This window comes from Flavobacterium sp. F52, from assembly GCF_000278705.1.
GTDB classification, from domain to species: Bacteria; Bacteroidota; Bacteroidia; order Flavobacteriales; family Flavobacteriaceae; genus Flavobacterium; species Flavobacterium anhuiense.
In genome coordinates this window covers 21551-36179 of the sequence record NZ_AKZQ01000003.1, presented here as the reverse complement: position 1 = coordinate 36179, position 14629 = coordinate 21551, and the positions used below count along the sequence as shown (strand labels likewise).

Sequence of the window (14629 nt, the reverse complement as noted above, 5' to 3'; positions counted from 1 at the left end):
CTTAAAAATCAAATTTATAATTTGCGCCTCCTAAAACTTGGAATCCTTGTACAGGATAATTCAACCATTTTTCGTAAGCTTGATTTCCAATATTATTCAGTTTTAAGAAAAACGTCAAACGTTCGCTGAATTTATATCCAACATGAGCATTAGCATCAAAATAACTTTTTAAGGTAATTGGTGTTGCATCAATTCCTAAAGAAGTATTGGTCTGCATATCTTTTCTTTCTCCAACATAAAACACATTAAATCCTGCGTACCACTGCTTTGTAATATTAACGTCCAAAGTCGAACTTAATTTCATTGATGGCAAATTCCATGCTTCGACTGCATTGTCGGTATTATAACTATTAAAAGTTCCGTTGATTCCGAAAGTTACATTTTGAGAGAAATCGGCTTTTAATTCTCCGTAGAAACGGAATGTTCTAATATCTTCATACACTACTCCAAATGAGTTTCCGAAAGCATAATCTTCATTGGTAATTACTTCTGTATAATCATTTGCTTTAAACAGTGCTTTATCTTTTTCATTCAAGTAAGAAGCGGTCAAGTTATAATTTACGTTATTTGCCAATTTCCCTTTCAAACCTGCAAATACATTATATTGTGTACTTGACGGACGCATGTTTAAAGTCGGAGACAAAAACGGATTCTCGGTCACAAAATCGGCATACGAATTTTGGTTTAAAGCTCCATTAACTCCTGTATAAAAAATCATCAAATCGCCAACCAATCTATATGAAGCATTTACTTTTGGATAGAAATAAAATTTATTGCCACTGTTTTCAGAATCTGCACTGTAATAGATTCCAGCTCCTAGTTCTAATGTCCATTCGTTTTCATTGATTACAAAACTTGGTTCGATTCCAACATTTGTAAAACTGTATTTTAAAGCTTCTGTATTATCTTGAAAATAATTGTTTTTAAAAGATCCGCTTACATGATCTACAATTACATTGGTTTTAATTGCCTGATCCATTACATCAACAGTAAAAGTCGGCTTTACATAAAATCTGTTTTCTGATGAAGAATAACTATCTGAAAAATGAGTGAATTTTGCAGAAAGCTTACTGAAAATGCTTTCGTTAAATTCGGCATTTCCGCCAACCCAAATGGTATTATAAGAATGGTTTGGATTAATGCTGTTTACCAAATCATAACGCTGATCTGGAATTGTTGATCCAAAATCTGATGGAAGTCCGTACCAGTTATAAATTTGGTTTTGATATCCTAAATCGACTCCCCAAGTATTATCTCTATTGTTTTGTCCGTAACCCACATTAATTGACGTATCGTAAAATTCATCATTCAATTCAACATCTTTAATTCCGCCTTGAGAAGAGTGATGGCGAAACATTCCGGCTACATAATCATTATTGCCCAAATCCTGATTTACGAATAATTCACCGTTCAAAGTGCTATAATTTCCAAGTCCTAAAGTTGCGTAATTATTAAACAATCTTTCTTTTTTAGCTTTTTCCACACCTTCAGCTTTTCCCTTTGAAGGCGTAAAAGTAGAAGCCACAGGAACAGACAGAATACTATATTTAATAACTTCTTTCGGCTGATTCCCGTTATCGTCAAGCGAAGGTGTTTCTTTTACTTTAAAAGCATCTGAAACAGTCGGCGAATATGGTTTTACCACGTTTACAGTTTCAGTTCCGATACTTTCATTTTTCTTCTGTGCAATCGAAAACTGACCAACAAATAATACTAGCAAAACGATAATTTTATACTGGCAATTTAATTTCATATTTCTTCTTTTTAAGAGTATAGAGAAAAGAGTATAGAAAATAGACTTATCTAATTCTTATCCTAAAAACTCTTTGTTCTCTTTCTATATTCTAAAATCTTTTTTCTTTGTTCTATTTTCTATTATCTTGCTTAAGCTTCCCACTCTCCTTTGGCTACAAATTGAGCTTTTCCTCCTATTTTAATATCAAACTGATTATTTTCCAGTTTCCCTTTAAAATAAATTTCAGACGGTCGGCCAATGTAATCTCCCTGATGGTTTGTTACTTCAATTACAGGAGAATGATATTTTAAAAGATAGGCCTGCAGACAAGTACTTGCACTTCCTGTTGCTGCATCTTCCACCAATTGATTATTTTCTACACATAACATTCTGGTTGCCAACTTCGAATCTTCAAAACTATAAAAATACAGCCCTCTGTGATCTGTTTTACAATGCTGTTTCAACCATTTATCGGTTTTATCTTTATCTAAAACCAAATTCTCTAAAGCTCTTTTGCTGTTTAACGGAACAATTACAAATGCACTTCCCGTAGTCACTTCTTGTATCAAATATTGATTGTCAAAATCATCAATTGTCAAGTTGCTGAAAGATGGGAAATCTTCTTTTGCAAAAACATCCCAAAACTTTGGTTGCGCCGCTTTTAGCCAAATCAAATCTTCGGTTTTATTGATCGAAATTGGTCCAATAGGAACTTCTAATTTTATTTCGTTAGGCGAATTTTCAAAGATCTTATTCATCAAAACCCAAGAAGTCCCAATGATCGGATGTCCTGCAAACTGCATTTCGTGAGCAGGAGTAAAAATTCTTATTTCGGCTTTATTGTTTTCTTTGTCCAGTTTCGTTACAAATGTGCTTTCCGCAAAATTAATCTCGCGCGCAATCTGCTGCATTTCTTCCGAACTTAAATTCTCAGCATCTAAAAAAACCGCCAACTGATTTCCGGCATATTTCTTATCAGCAAAAACATCAACTATGTAAAAAGGTAAACTCATTTCTTTCTTTTTTTTTGAGAATAGAGCCAAGAAGCAAGAGAAAAGACTTTTCATTGAAATCTTGCTTCTTAGCTCTTTCTTCTATTTTTCTATCTATTAATCGACGAATTTGTTTTTGACTCTTCCGCTTTAATAGCTCCTAATTCTTTTTTCGCTTCTTCGACAACATCTGGATAATCTGTAAAATTGTTGATTACGTTATCTAAAATATAAGTTGCCTGATAACTGTCTTTTAATCCGTAGAAGTTCTTCGCCATTAACACCAAACCTTTTGCTCCGTAATATTTATACGCCGAATAGCTTTTTGCCAATTTTTGAACCGCAGTATTCGAAGCATCAAATTTCCCTTCTTTGGTTTTAAAATAGGCATCGTAATACAACGCTTCTGCTGCTAATTCTCCTTTTGAAGTTGTCATTAATTTAGCGTAAGCTGTTTTCGCTTTATCTTCATTCCCTGTTTGAATCGCCGCTCTTGCCACAATGATCTGGGCATCTGCTTTTACTCCTGCATCAGATTTTGGGTTTTCTAAAACTTTTTCAGCAGCAGTAACCGAATTGTCATAATCTTTTTTGTCATAATAACATTTCATTAGGTTTGCCTGAGCAAAAGTCTTGTTCTGCGGATAATCTGCTTCGCTTTCTAAACGTTTTAAAACCGGAATTGCTTTATCACAATCTTTTGCTTTTAAGTAAATTTGAGACAATCTATTTAAAGCCTGTTCTGTAAATTCATTTCTAGGCTGATCGATTACATATTGATAATTTGATGTCGATTTTGTTTCAGATCCTTCAGCATAATACAATTGTGCTAGATAAAAATTAGCTTCCAAAGCGTGCAAACCAGCTGGAAATTTGCTTACATAACCTCCAAATCCTGTAATTGCAGCTTTGCTATTATTTTGGCTGTATTGTTTAAAGGCTGCATCGTAAGTATCGTTATCTAATTCAGCATCTGAGACCTCAACAAAATCTAAAGTACGAACCCAAGTTGCATATTCGTCTACTTTTCCTGAATCAACATAGATTAATCTTGCTGTTGAAACCGCTTCTAAAGCTTCTGGTGTTTTTGGAAATTCAGCCGCTACTTTTTTGAATTTTGTTAAAGCCTGCTGATCGCGATCTGAATTATAATAAATCAATCCTTGTTTTAAAATTGCTTTTGAAGTAAAAGATCCGTTTTGGAATTCTGAAATCAATTGATCATACGTTTTCAAAGCTTGATCGTTTTTCTTTTCTGCAACGTAAGTATTTCCTAATTCGAACAAAGCATCATCTCTGTAAGACGATTTTTTGTACATCTGAAGGAAGTTATTCAATTCATCCACTTTCTTCGCATTATTCGACATGAATCCGTAAGAAAGTGCTTTTTGAAATTGCGCATAATCAGCATCTACGCCTTTTGCAGCAATCGCTTTTGCGTATGCCTCGTTAGCAGCGCTGTATTTTGAAGTCACGAAACGACAATCTCCTAAACGCAGATAAGAATCGTTTAAACGAACTTTGTCTGAAGGCGAATTATCGATTTGAGCCTGAAAAGAATTCGCCGCCTGATCGTATTCTTTCAGCTTAAAATACGTGTAACCAATATTGTAATTGATATTTTTATATTCGTCTGTAGATTTTGCAGCAGCCATTCCAGCAAATTGCTTATACGTTAGTAAAGCATTTTGCATATCATCATTCAGATATTCTGTTTCTGCTTTCCAGAAAGTGGCACGTGCTGTAAACTCAGGTGTTTTTTGTTCGCTGATCGCACTTTTGAACATTTTACCCGCTTCTTGGTAATTATTTTCGTTGTACAATTCCAATCCACGATAGAAAAGCACTTTTTGATACGCAGCTTTGTTTTCAGCGGATCTATTTTTTTCTAATAAAACTAAAGCTTCTTTGTAATTTTTAGAAGAAATATAAGAATCAACCAAAAGCTTTTCTACTTCTGCACGGCTAGAATTGTTTGGATATTTTTTAAGGAAATCTAATAAAATGCCGGGAACAGCCTGATATGCATTTCCGATATCGTAACTTAATTTAGCATAATTTAAAGCCGCATCTTCTTGAATCTGCGCGTTGAAATCCATTTCAGAAGCATTCTTGAAAGCATTTAAAGCTTCCTGCTTTTTACCAGTATTTAAATAACTTAAACCTAAATGATAATAAGCATTCTGTGCAACGAAATCCTTTCCTTCAATAATTTTATTGAATTGAGAAATCGCTTTTTCGTACTCTTTCTGTTCATAATATGCGTAACCTAATTGATAAAAATCGGTGTTGTTCCATTTCCCTTTTTTACCAGCATATTGCTCTAAATACGGAATTGCTTTTCCATATTGTTTTAAGTTAAAATAACTTTCTCCAATAATTTTATTCAGTTCCGATTTTTCAATATCGTTTGATTTGTTCATGGCTACCAATCCTAAATCAATCGCTTTTTGGAAATTTCCTAATTTGAAATTCATATCAGCCTGATAATACGATAGCTTTTCTTTGTATTTTTCTTCTCCAGAAACCTCATCAAAGTACTTTGTAGCTTCTTTGTAATCGTCACCTTCATACGCCATAAAACCTAAGTAATATTTGGCCTGAGAACCATATTCTTTTGAATTGACAACCTTATTAAAATAATTGGTGGCTTCTTTTTTCTTTTTAGCATTAAAATAGCTGTAGCCTTTCATGAAATTAAACTTATCAGACTCAGTTTTGCTCATGTAACTTTCATCTACCTTGTCAAACCACTGTAAAGCTTTTGGATAGTTCCCTTGTTCGAAAAAATATTGCGCAGCTTCAATATAAGCCTGATTTTGTTTAGTACTTGTTGGATAATCATTAACAAAATTTTCTACCAAAGCATCGGCATTTGCTTTATTGGTTCTTATCGCACAATTGGCAATGTAGTACGCACAATCTGACTGAACTTCTTCGTTAGTCGCATTGTATTTTACTTTTTCAAAAATCAATTGTGCCGAAGCATATTGTTTATCATTATATAAAGCCAGTGCTTTGTCAAAATCCTTTAATTCGTAAGTATAAATAGCCGATTTTTGTGCCGTAGCTATAGTCGAAGCAAGGATAATTTGGTATAAAAAGAACTTGGAAAGTTTACGCATTGTAATAATATTTAGTATTCAAATGTATCATTTTATACGGGTTATAACGAAACGTTTTGAGGTTTTATTATGAACAAATATTCGATAATTCCCATTTAAGCGTATTATAAAAATTGATTCTGAGCCATTGTAAGATAGATAAGTTATTATAAGTTAGGAGCTTTTGGCAGATTAACCAAAATGAACTTAGATTACTTTCAGGGTTTAAATTTTCAACCGTTTTTCGAGAATTTTTCTTAAGAAATGATTGAAATTTATTTTGAATACAAGCGTTATCTTATTACTTTTACCATTCAAACCAATTTTATTATGTCACAAACCGTACTGTCTCTTAAAGAAGTCACTATATATCAAGAAGGAAGAAAAATTATATCTCACATTAACTTAGATGTTAAGCATGGTGAGTTTATCTACATTATTGGAAAAACTGGTTCTGGGAAAAGTAGTTTCCTAAAAACTTTGTATGCTGATTTGCCGTTAATTGAAGGCGAAGGACATATTGTTGAATTTGATTTGGCTACTTTAAAAGAAAACGATATTCCGTACTTGAGACGTAAAATCGGAATTGTATTTCAGGATTTCAAACTGCTTCCAGACCGTTCTATAAAAGACAATATGCTTTTTGTTTTGAGAGCTACAGGATGGGTCGAAAAAGAAGCCATGCAGCACAAAATTGATGAAGTTTTGGACAAAGTAGGCATGAAAGATTTTGTAAACAAAATGCCTCACCAGCTTTCTGGCGGAGAACAGCAGCGTGTTGCAATTGCAAGAGCATTGCTTAACGACCCAGAGTTTATTTTAGCCGACGAACCTACAGGAAACCTTGATCCGCAAACGAGTTCTGAAGTATTAGAAGTACTAAAAGCAATCAACGCCGCTGGTAAAACTGTAATTATGGCGACTCATGATTATGCTTTACTAATGAAATTCCCATCTAAAACTTTGAAATGTGAAGATGAAAGAATCTTCGAAGTGGTTCAAAGAAGCGTGTAATGCTTTCCATTTTAATTCCGGTTTATAATTATGATGTTTTACCGCTTGTAAGCGAATTAGTAAAGCAATGCAATTCTTGCGGAATTATTTTTGAAATCATTTGTCTAGATGATGCTTCTCAAAGGTTTATACTTGAAAATCAAAAAATCAATCTATTTGAGAACGCTTCATATTCTGTTTTAGAAAAAAATATTGGACGAAGCGCGATTCGAAATTTATTGGCCGAAAAAGCAGTTTACGAAAACTTGCTATTTTTGGATGCTGATACAATTCCAGTTCACGATAATTTTATTTCGAATTATATTTCAGAAATAGAAAATAAAGCTGTTTTTGGCGGACTTTTGTATGAAAACAAAAAGCCACTACCAGAACAAATTTTACGTTGGATTTATGGCAAAAAAAGAGAAGCTTTAAGTTTATCAGAAAGAAATAAAAATCCATCAAACACTGCATTGGTTTCTAATTTATTGATCAAGAAAGAAATTCTTAATCACTTTCCTTTTGATGAAAATCTAACAAAATACGGTTATGAAGATCTGCTTTTTTTTGCCATATTAAAATCCAATCAAATTGAGATTAAACATATTGAAAATCCTGTTTTTCATTTAAATTTAGAATCTTCCTCTTTATTTCTAAACAAAACAAAAACTGCATTAGAAAATCTAGTTCTTTTAGATTATTTGAATAAAATATCGAAAAAAGAAAGCAAAATTATCCGCTCTTTCGACCGCTTAAAAAAACTAAAACTGACTTCTCTTTTTAATTTTGTTTTTAAAAAATCGGAACAAAAAATTGAGCGAAATTTACTTTCAGACAAACCTTCACTTTTTCTGTTTGACATTTACAAATTAGGTTATTACTGTTTTCTTAAAACAAAATAAATGGCTTTTTTTTCTATCATAATTCCGCTTTACAACAAAGAAAACTTTATCGCAAACACGATACAAAGCGTTTTCGATCAAACTTTTCAGAACTTTGAAATTATTGTAGTAAATGACGGATCAACAGATAAAAGCGAAGAAAAGCTACTTCAATTTAAAGATTCTAGAATCCATTATTTTAGCAAAAAAAATGAAGGCGCTTCTGCGGCTAGAAATTACGGAATCGAAAAAGCATCAGCCCATTTTATAACTTTTCTTGATGCCGACGATTATTGGTATCCGACATTTTTAGAAACTATGTTTACCAATATTTCAAAACTTCCAGACCAAAAAGTATTTTCTGCTGCAATAGAATTTGAAACTTCAAAAAAAGTAATCTCTGCACAATATTCGATTTCAAAAACAAATGACGAATTTGAAATTGTAAACTATTTTAAGGCCAGTTTAAAAGAAACCGTTCTCTGTACTTCGTGTGCTGTTTTTCATCAATCTGTTTTTGCTGAAATTGGAAATTTTGACACCAAAATTAAAAGCGGTCAAGATACCGATTTATGGATTAGAATCGGACTTGTTTTTCCAGTTGTTTTTTCTTGGAAAATATTGGCAAGATATGTCTACGACCCTAAAAGCCTTTCGAAAAACAAAAATCTGATGAAAGAAAAAATGGATTTTTCAAAATTTGAAGAGTCCGAACAAACAAATCCAGACTTAAAATACTTTTTAGATTTAAATCGGTTTTCACTTGCCATTAAAGGCAAATTAGCTGGAGAAACTGCTCTTTTTTATAAATATTATAATTCAATAGATTTAAAAAAAATTGGTTGGAAGAAAAGATTTTTACTGCGTCTTCCTGCATTTATTTTACGCATTTTAATTTCTTTTAAAACCTTTTTAGCAAATTTAGGAATCGGTTCATCTGTTTTTAAATAATCGGAACTTTTTGTATTCTCGAATATAATCTTCCTCGCTAAATTCACCCGAAGACAAAACTAGACAAACACTTCCCGACGAGAAATTTTTAAGTTCACGCCAAATTCCCGAAACAATAAGCAAACCTATATTTGGTTTATTTAATGTAATTGTTTTGGTATTTTTCCCATCTTTCAAAACCACATCAAAACTGCCGCTTAGAGCTATTAAAAGTTCCTGCTGTTCAATATGCGCATGTCCTCCCCTTTTGCTTCCACTCGGCACATCATACAAATAATATACTCTTTTGGAAACAAACGGAATCGTATTGCCTTCAACAACTGAAAGATTTCCTCTCCGATCTTGAATTTTTGGAATCTCGATCAATTGAATGTCTGAAATATTCGTCATTAGTGATTGTTTAGAAGTTTTTTCCATTGATCTGAAATATGTTTTAAAGACAAATGTTTTACACTTTCAACCGCATTCTGTTTGCAAAAACGATATAATTCAGCGTCTTCTACAAATCTATTCATTGCTTCGGCTAAATCTTTCGTGTTATGGTCTTCGATCAATAAACCATTAAACTCATTCTGAATAATTTCTCGCGGTCCAGAATTGCAATCAACGGCAACAACTGGCGTTCCTAATGCTAATGATTCTATAACCGATAGCGGAAATCCTTCGTAATAACTTGTCAAAATTGTAAATTTTGCTTCTCGAACTTCTTCAAAAGGATTTTCTTTGAATGGAAGAATCTTAACATAACCATTCAAATTCAAAGTTTTAATTTTCTGCTGAATAAAATCTGCATCATCTCCAGATCCCATCAAATGTAATTGATATCCTTTTTCATATAATTTTGATTGAGAAAAAGCTTCTAACATCAGTGTAAAATTTTTCACTTTTTCTTCAAATCTTCCAAAATATAAAATTACTTTTTTGGTTTCTAAGACTTCTTTTTTCAATTCTTCTTCTTCAATAGAAAACGGATTGTGAATTGTAATGGTGTTTTTAAGTTCGTATAACTTATTTATTTTTTCCTCTATTGCCTTTGAAACACAGACTAAAGCTTGAACATTCTCATAAAGTATTTTCGACCAAAACTTTGAAGAAGGAAAATATTCTTTAAAATTATAACTGTGAACGATATAATAGATTTTTGAATTGCGGTAAATAAATTTAGTAATTAGTTCTCGCAACAAAATATTTCTCGTTCTGCTGTCAATAACAATATCAATATTATTTTGGTTTAAATAATTCCTCAACAGTTTTCCTTTTTTTAATTTTCTAAAAACAGAAAATGAACCCGCACTTTCTTTTTCTAAATTGAACAAAGCTCCAGTATATTCATAATCTATATCGTCATTGACAATTATGGAATGAACTTCAAAACCAGAACTTTCTAACATGAAAGTAAGCAAACCTGCAAAACGTTCTGCACCTCCTTTTCCAAGAGAAATCGAAACAATAGCAACTTTCGTTTTATTCATGTTTTTAACCGAAAAAGTAAATATATTTGTCAAATATACATATAAATGAAAGTTTTACTGGTAGGCGAATACAGCCATTTGCACAATTCTTTAAAAGATGGTTTGAAGGCTTTAGGACATGAAGTTTTTATTATTGGTCACAAGGACGGTTTTAAAAATTTTCCTGTTGATTTTCCTATCCAAAAAAAATGGGATTCTGGTTTACCAAAAAAAGTAAAAGTTGCCGTTTATAAAATCTCGGGATTTGATATCACTTCTTATCTGTCTTTTAGACAATTTTTAAAATTTGAAAAACAATTTTCTGGTTTTGATGTTGTCCAACTCATTAACGAAAACAGCTTCTATTGTACTTATCATTTTGAGAAAAAAATCATTTCGTATCTCTTAAAAAACAACCAAAAACTTTTTCTTTTAAGTACCGGTTATGATTATCTAAATGTGAAATATTGCTTCGAAAATCCTAATTTTAAATCTGTAATTCCGCTATATCTTAATCATAAGATTGATAAAAAGTCTTTTGGAAATGTTTTGAAATTCCGTGAAAAAGCTTTTTTAAAACTCCATCAGTTTATTTACAAAAACATAAACGGAATTATTGCTACAGATTTAGATTATCATCTTCCATTACAAGGAAATAAGAAATATTTAGGGATGATTCCGAATCCTATTAATATTGGAAAACTTCATTTCGAACCGCTTAATATTCATGACAAAATTGTTATTTTTCACGGAATCAACAATGAAAATTATCTAAAAAAAGGAAATGACTATTTTGAAAAAGCTCTAGAAATAATTGAGCAAAAATATGCTTCAAAAGTTGAAATTATAACGGTTCGCAGTATTCCTTACGCTGAATATATCAATCTTTACAATAGCTGTCATATTTTATTGGATCAAATTTATGCTTACGATCAAGGGTATAATGCACTCGAAGCAATGGCAAAAGGAAAAGTAGTTTTTACAGGTGCCGAAAAAGAATTTACAGCAAGATATAATCTTCAAGAAAAAGTATGCATAAACGCCATTCCAGACGTTAATTATCTGGTTAGCGAATTGTCTTTTTTAATTGAAAATCCAGAAGAAATTACTGCAATCGGAAGAAGAGCTAGAGATTTTATTGAAAAAGAACATCACTTTGTAAAAATTGCAGAAAAGTATATCCATAAATGGAATGAAAATTAAAACAAACTTTTTCTAAAATAAATTCCTAAAACAATAAAATAACATGCATTCTGAAAAACACAAGCAATTACAACACCTTCAATTTGAAATACTTCTATAAAATACAAACTTGCAGTATAAAAGACCGACAGTGAAAATAATTCTGTAATGATAAAGGCTGAAGTTTTTCTTTTTGCAAAAAACTGATACCCCAAGATTAAAGCGCAAACTTTAAAAACATCACCCAACAGCTGCCAAAAAAACAAATCGGTTACAGGTAAAAATTCTTTTGTAAAAAGCAATTGAATAACAAAAAAGCGACTAAAATAAAGTACTGCCAACGCAAGTACAAAAACTGGTAAAATATATTTATAGTACTGAAAAAAAATAGTTTTAGTTTCCTGATTATTTTGGGCTTTGGATAATTTTGGCAGGAAATAAACACTCAAAATTGCACTGACAAACATTAAATAATAGCTTGAAATTCGCGTCATGGTTTCCCAATATCCAGCTTGTTCTATTCCTAAATCCTGAATAATATTATTTCGAATTGCAAGAAATACAAAAGGACCGAAAACAGACGAAACCAGTGTCATTAAAGAATAAGCCGAAAGATTTCTCAAAACTTTGAAATCGAAGACATCTAATTTTATAAATTGAAAAATCTGAATCTCTTTTTGAACTAAATAAAACGTGATAAAAAACAGCAATGCTGGAGCAATTATAGTAGCTATTAAAGCTCCAATGGTTTTGAATTGCAATATCAGAAAAACAGAAGTCAACAGCCCTACAATGTTTCCAATAATATTAATACTAATTACTTTTTTAAACTTGCCTAAACCATTAATTACAGCAATAAAAAATATAGAAAGTCCGTAAGTTGGCAAGACAAACGATAAGGTTTTAAAAACAATTAAATATTCTGTATTATCTCCAAAGATTTTTTCATTCCAATAAGAAGCTGAACAAAAAAGAATGATGCTTAAGAGAATCGCAACTCCTATTAAAGCAATAAAAACGGTCGAAATTATTTTTTGAAGTTCAATTCTACTTTTTTCGCTTTCGGCAGTGTATTTTACAATTCCATTTTGAAAACCTAAAGTGGCGATATTTTCTAATGAAGTCAAAAAATTGCGAAGATTTCCAACTAGAGCCATTCCGCTTGGCCCAACAAAAACTGCTAATATTTTTGAAGTAATTAATCCAATTCCGATTTTTAAAGCAACACTTAAACTGTTTAAAGAAGTAATCTTAAACAAATTCGTTTGAATTATTTTTCTATAAAAACTCAAATTAGTATTGATTTAAAATTTCAATAATATAATCCACTGCAGATTCTGTCAAAACTGGACTCATAGGCAAACTCAAGACTTCTTTATGAATCTTTTCAGTTATCGGAAATGACAGATTATTCCATTGCGAAAAAGCTTTTTGCTTATGCGGAGGAATCGGATAATGAATTACAGTTTGAATATTATTTTGAGTTAAATATTCTTGAAGCTTTTCTCTGTTTTCTGTTCGAATAACAAACAAATGAAAAACATGATTATTGGAGAAATCCCAAAATGGCAACACTATTTTATGGTTTTTAATTTCTTTTAAATAGCGTTCTGCAATGGCTCTTCGTTTTTCATTATCCGAATCTAAGTTTGGTAATATTAGATTCAAAAATCCAGCCTGCAATTCGTCAAGTCTTGAATTTACTCCAACAAATTCATTGTGATATTTTTTTTCCGAACCATAATTACGAAGCGAAAAAAGGACTTTTGCTAATGCTTCGTCATTTGTTGTAATTGCTCCTCCGTCGCCGAGACAGCCCAGATTTTTTCCTGGGTAAAAACTGTAAGCGATTGCAGATTTTAGATTATAGATTTTAGCTTTTAGATTTTTCTCTACGCCATGAGATTGCGCTGCATCTTCTACAACAATCAAATCATGTTTTTCTGCAAGCTCATTTATCTTATCCATTTCAGCCAATTGTCCGTATAAATGAACCGCTAAAATGGCTTTTGTCTTTGGAGTGATTTTTTCGGGAATTAATTCTGGATTTATATTGTAAGTTTCTAATCTTGGTTCAACCAAAACAGGAACTAAATCGGCTTGTAAAATAGCCAGAATACTGGCAATATAAGTATTGGCAGGAACAATAACCTCATCACCTTTTTTGAGTTTTCCGAGTTCGATATAACCTTTAAAAATGAGAACCAAAGCATCAAAACCATTTCCAACTCCAATACAAAATTTAGATTGACAATATTCAGCAAAAGCTTTTTCAAATGTTTCCACTTCTTTTCCTAAAATATACCAGCCGTTGTCTAAAACCGATTTCAATTTTTCTTGAAATGCCGTTTCATACGGTTCATTTATTTTTTTTAGGTCTAAGAATGGTATCACTTTATTTCTATTTTATAAAAATCCTGATTGTAAACAGAACAGCCTAATTCTTCCTTCTGGTTCAAAAGCCCTAAATTGTAACCTGATTCATTTCCCTCGTCCACTATACCCATATCAAAGAAATGTTTTCCTTTTCGTTTGTATTTGTGAATCAGATTAATGAATAAAAAATCGAGTGCGCGAAATTCTTCTCCTATTTTTGAAGTGGCGCCGTATTGCGATTTTACAACATTTTTAGTTTCAAAAATCGTTATTCCAGCTATAATTTCATCATTTCTGTACGCAGAATATTGTCTGATATTTTTAGGAAATTTAGATTTCAAAAATGCAATTTCTTCTTTGGAATGCACTGGCTTTACATTAAATTTTTCTGCTAATCTTGGCTCAAGAATTTTTTCCCAAAATGGATCAAAATTTTCTTCTTCAAAAATATCCAAATCTAAATTTTCGATTCTTCTAAAATGCTTCATTTTGCTTTTAGAAATCTTTAAAGGAGCTTGCAGATTAACTGCTAAATTCATTTCTTTTCGTTCTAGAATCGCTCCTCTTTTCAACAAAAAAAAATCCATTGCTGCGTTTCCTTCAGAAAAATAAAAATTCGGGATTGGTTTGTAATAAAAGGTTTTGAATTTATTTTCTTTCAAAAAAAGTAAAATTTCATCTAAAATGGATTCAACCTTTTCTGCTTTCAATTTCGGCAAATAAACCAATCCGCCGTAAGTAAGTCCTTGATGCGAATAAATGGTATTTCCTTTTTTATTGCCAGGAAGAATAGCACGTAATTTTTCATCTTCAAAAATCAAAAGCGAAAAATCATCAAAACGATCTTTATGATATTCCATAAAATCGCGGTGAAACAAAAACGTGGCATTTTTGGACTGGGCGACAAAATCGTTCCAAATCGAATAATCATCTTGAGAATACTTTTTTATGGTGTATTTCATGT

At 31.7% G+C, this 14629-nt stretch carries 12 protein-coding genes; 4 read left to right on the top strand and 8 right to left on the bottom strand.

Annotated features, from left to right (window positions below; all coding sequences use genetic code 11):
- Nucleotide 1: 1 nt before the first annotated feature.
- The 3 genes from FF52_RS01140 to FF52_RS01130 all read right to left on the bottom strand — a co-directional run bounded on the left by FF52_RS01140 (nt 2) and on the right by FF52_RS01130 (nt 5852).
- On the bottom strand, nt 2-1753 hold the full coding sequence (locus FF52_RS01140; protein ID WP_008462252.1) for a TonB-dependent receptor: 1752 nt from the start codon (nt 1751-1753) through the stop codon (nt 2-4).
- A gap of 131 nt (nt 1754-1884) precedes the next feature.
- Nucleotides 1885-2748 (bottom strand): PhzF family phenazine biosynthesis protein, encoded by an 864-nt coding sequence (locus FF52_RS01135; protein WP_035690551.1) that lies wholly within the window; start codon nt 2746-2748, stop codon nt 1885-1887.
- A gap of 89 nt (nt 2749-2837) precedes the next feature.
- Complete coding sequence (locus tag FF52_RS01130) at nt 2838-5852, bottom strand: tetratricopeptide repeat protein (protein ID WP_008462250.1); 3015 nt, start codon at nt 5850-5852, stop codon at nt 2838-2840.
- Between the two features lie 309 nt (nt 5853-6161).
- On the opposite strand from FF52_RS01130, the gene FF52_RS01125 reads away from it, so the two are divergent.
- The 3 genes from FF52_RS01125 to FF52_RS01115 are packed head-to-tail and all read left to right on the top strand — an operon-like array spanning nt 6162 to nt 8656.
- On the top strand, nt 6162-6845 hold the full coding sequence (locus FF52_RS01125) for a cell division ATP-binding protein FtsE (protein WP_008462249.1): 684 nt from the start codon (nt 6162-6164) through the stop codon (nt 6843-6845).
- A complete protein-coding gene (locus tag FF52_RS01120) occupies nt 6845-7726 on the top strand; it encodes a glycosyltransferase family 2 protein (RefSeq protein WP_008462248.1) in 882 nt (293 codons plus the stop codon). Before FF52_RS01125 ends, FF52_RS01120 begins: the two co-directional genes overlap by 1 nt.
- A complete protein-coding gene (locus FF52_RS01115; RefSeq protein WP_008462247.1) occupies nt 7727-8656 on the top strand; it encodes a glycosyltransferase family 2 protein in 930 nt (309 codons plus the stop codon).
- Here the strand turns inward: FF52_RS01115 and FF52_RS01110 are convergent.
- On the bottom strand, nt 8639-9046 hold the full coding sequence (locus FF52_RS01110; RefSeq protein WP_035690566.1) for a sugar 3,4-ketoisomerase: 408 nt from the start codon (nt 9044-9046) through the stop codon (nt 8639-8641). The genes FF52_RS01115 and FF52_RS01110 overlap by 18 nt on opposite strands.
- Complete coding sequence (locus FF52_RS01105; protein ID WP_008462244.1) at nt 9046-10128, bottom strand: glycosyltransferase; 1083 nt, start codon at nt 10126-10128, stop codon at nt 9046-9048. Before FF52_RS01105 ends, FF52_RS01110 begins: the two co-directional genes overlap by 1 nt.
- Before the next feature lie 45 nt (nt 10129-10173).
- On the opposite strand from FF52_RS01105, the gene FF52_RS01100 reads away from it, so the two are divergent.
- Nucleotides 10174-11310 (top strand): glycosyltransferase, encoded by a 1137-nt coding sequence (locus FF52_RS01100; protein ID WP_008462242.1) that lies wholly within the window; start codon nt 10174-10176, stop codon nt 11308-11310.
- Here the strand turns inward: FF52_RS01100 and FF52_RS01095 are convergent.
- Genes FF52_RS01095 through FF52_RS01085 form a run of 3 tightly spaced genes read right to left on the bottom strand, consistent with a single transcriptional unit; the run spans nt 11307 to nt 14627 of the window.
- Nucleotides 11307-12581, bottom strand: a complete 1275-nt coding sequence (locus FF52_RS01095; protein ID WP_035690550.1) for an O-antigen translocase — start codon at nt 12579-12581, stop codon at nt 11307-11309. The two genes, FF52_RS01100 and FF52_RS01095, sit on opposite strands and share 4 nt — an antisense overlap.
- 1 nt (nt 12582) lies before the next feature.
- Nucleotides 12583-13683 carry a DegT/DnrJ/EryC1/StrS family aminotransferase gene (locus FF52_RS01090; RefSeq protein WP_008462238.1) on the bottom strand — a complete coding sequence of 367 codons (1101 nt, stop codon included), beginning with the start codon at nt 13681-13683 and terminating at the stop codon, nt 12583-12585.
- Nucleotides 13680-14627 carry a hypothetical protein gene (locus tag FF52_RS01085; protein ID WP_008462235.1) on the bottom strand — a complete coding sequence of 316 codons (948 nt, stop codon included), beginning with the start codon at nt 14625-14627 and terminating at the stop codon, nt 13680-13682. Before FF52_RS01085 ends, FF52_RS01090 begins: the two co-directional genes overlap by 4 nt.
- Nucleotides 14628-14629 lie beyond the last annotated feature (2 nt).

What these genes read in the sequence shown, in the direction of transcription:
- FF52_RS01140 (WP_008462252.1), bottom strand. Translation starts at nt 1,753, where the DNA reads ATGAAATTAAATTGCCAGTATAAAATTATCGTTTTGCTAGTATTATTT.
- FF52_RS01135 (WP_035690551.1), bottom strand. Translation starts at nt 2,748, where the DNA reads ATGAGTTTACCTTTTTACATAGTTGATGTTTTTGCTGATAAGAAATAT.
- FF52_RS01130 (WP_008462250.1), bottom strand. Translation starts at nt 5,852, where the DNA reads ATGCGTAAACTTTCCAAGTTCTTTTTATACCAAATTATCCTTGCTTCG.
- FF52_RS01125 (WP_008462249.1), top strand. Translation starts at nt 6,162, where the DNA reads ATGTCACAAACCGTACTGTCTCTTAAAGAAGTCACTATATATCAAGAA.
- FF52_RS01120 (WP_008462248.1), top strand. Translation starts at nt 6,845, where the DNA reads ATGCTTTCCATTTTAATTCCGGTTTATAATTATGATGTTTTACCGCTT.
- FF52_RS01115 (WP_008462247.1), top strand. Translation starts at nt 7,727, where the DNA reads ATGGCTTTTTTTTCTATCATAATTCCGCTTTACAACAAAGAAAACTTT.
- FF52_RS01110 (WP_035690566.1), bottom strand. Translation starts at nt 9,046, where the DNA reads ATGACGAATATTTCAGACATTCAATTGATCGAGATTCCAAAAATTCAA.
- FF52_RS01105 (WP_008462244.1), bottom strand. Translation starts at nt 10,128, where the DNA reads ATGAATAAAACGAAAGTTGCTATTGTTTCGATTTCTCTTGGAAAAGGA.
- FF52_RS01100 (WP_008462242.1), top strand. Translation starts at nt 10,174, where the DNA reads ATGAAAGTTTTACTGGTAGGCGAATACAGCCATTTGCACAATTCTTTA.
- FF52_RS01085 (WP_008462235.1), bottom strand. Translation starts at nt 14,627, where the DNA reads ATGAAATACACCATAAAAAAGTATTCTCAAGATGATTATTCGATTTGG.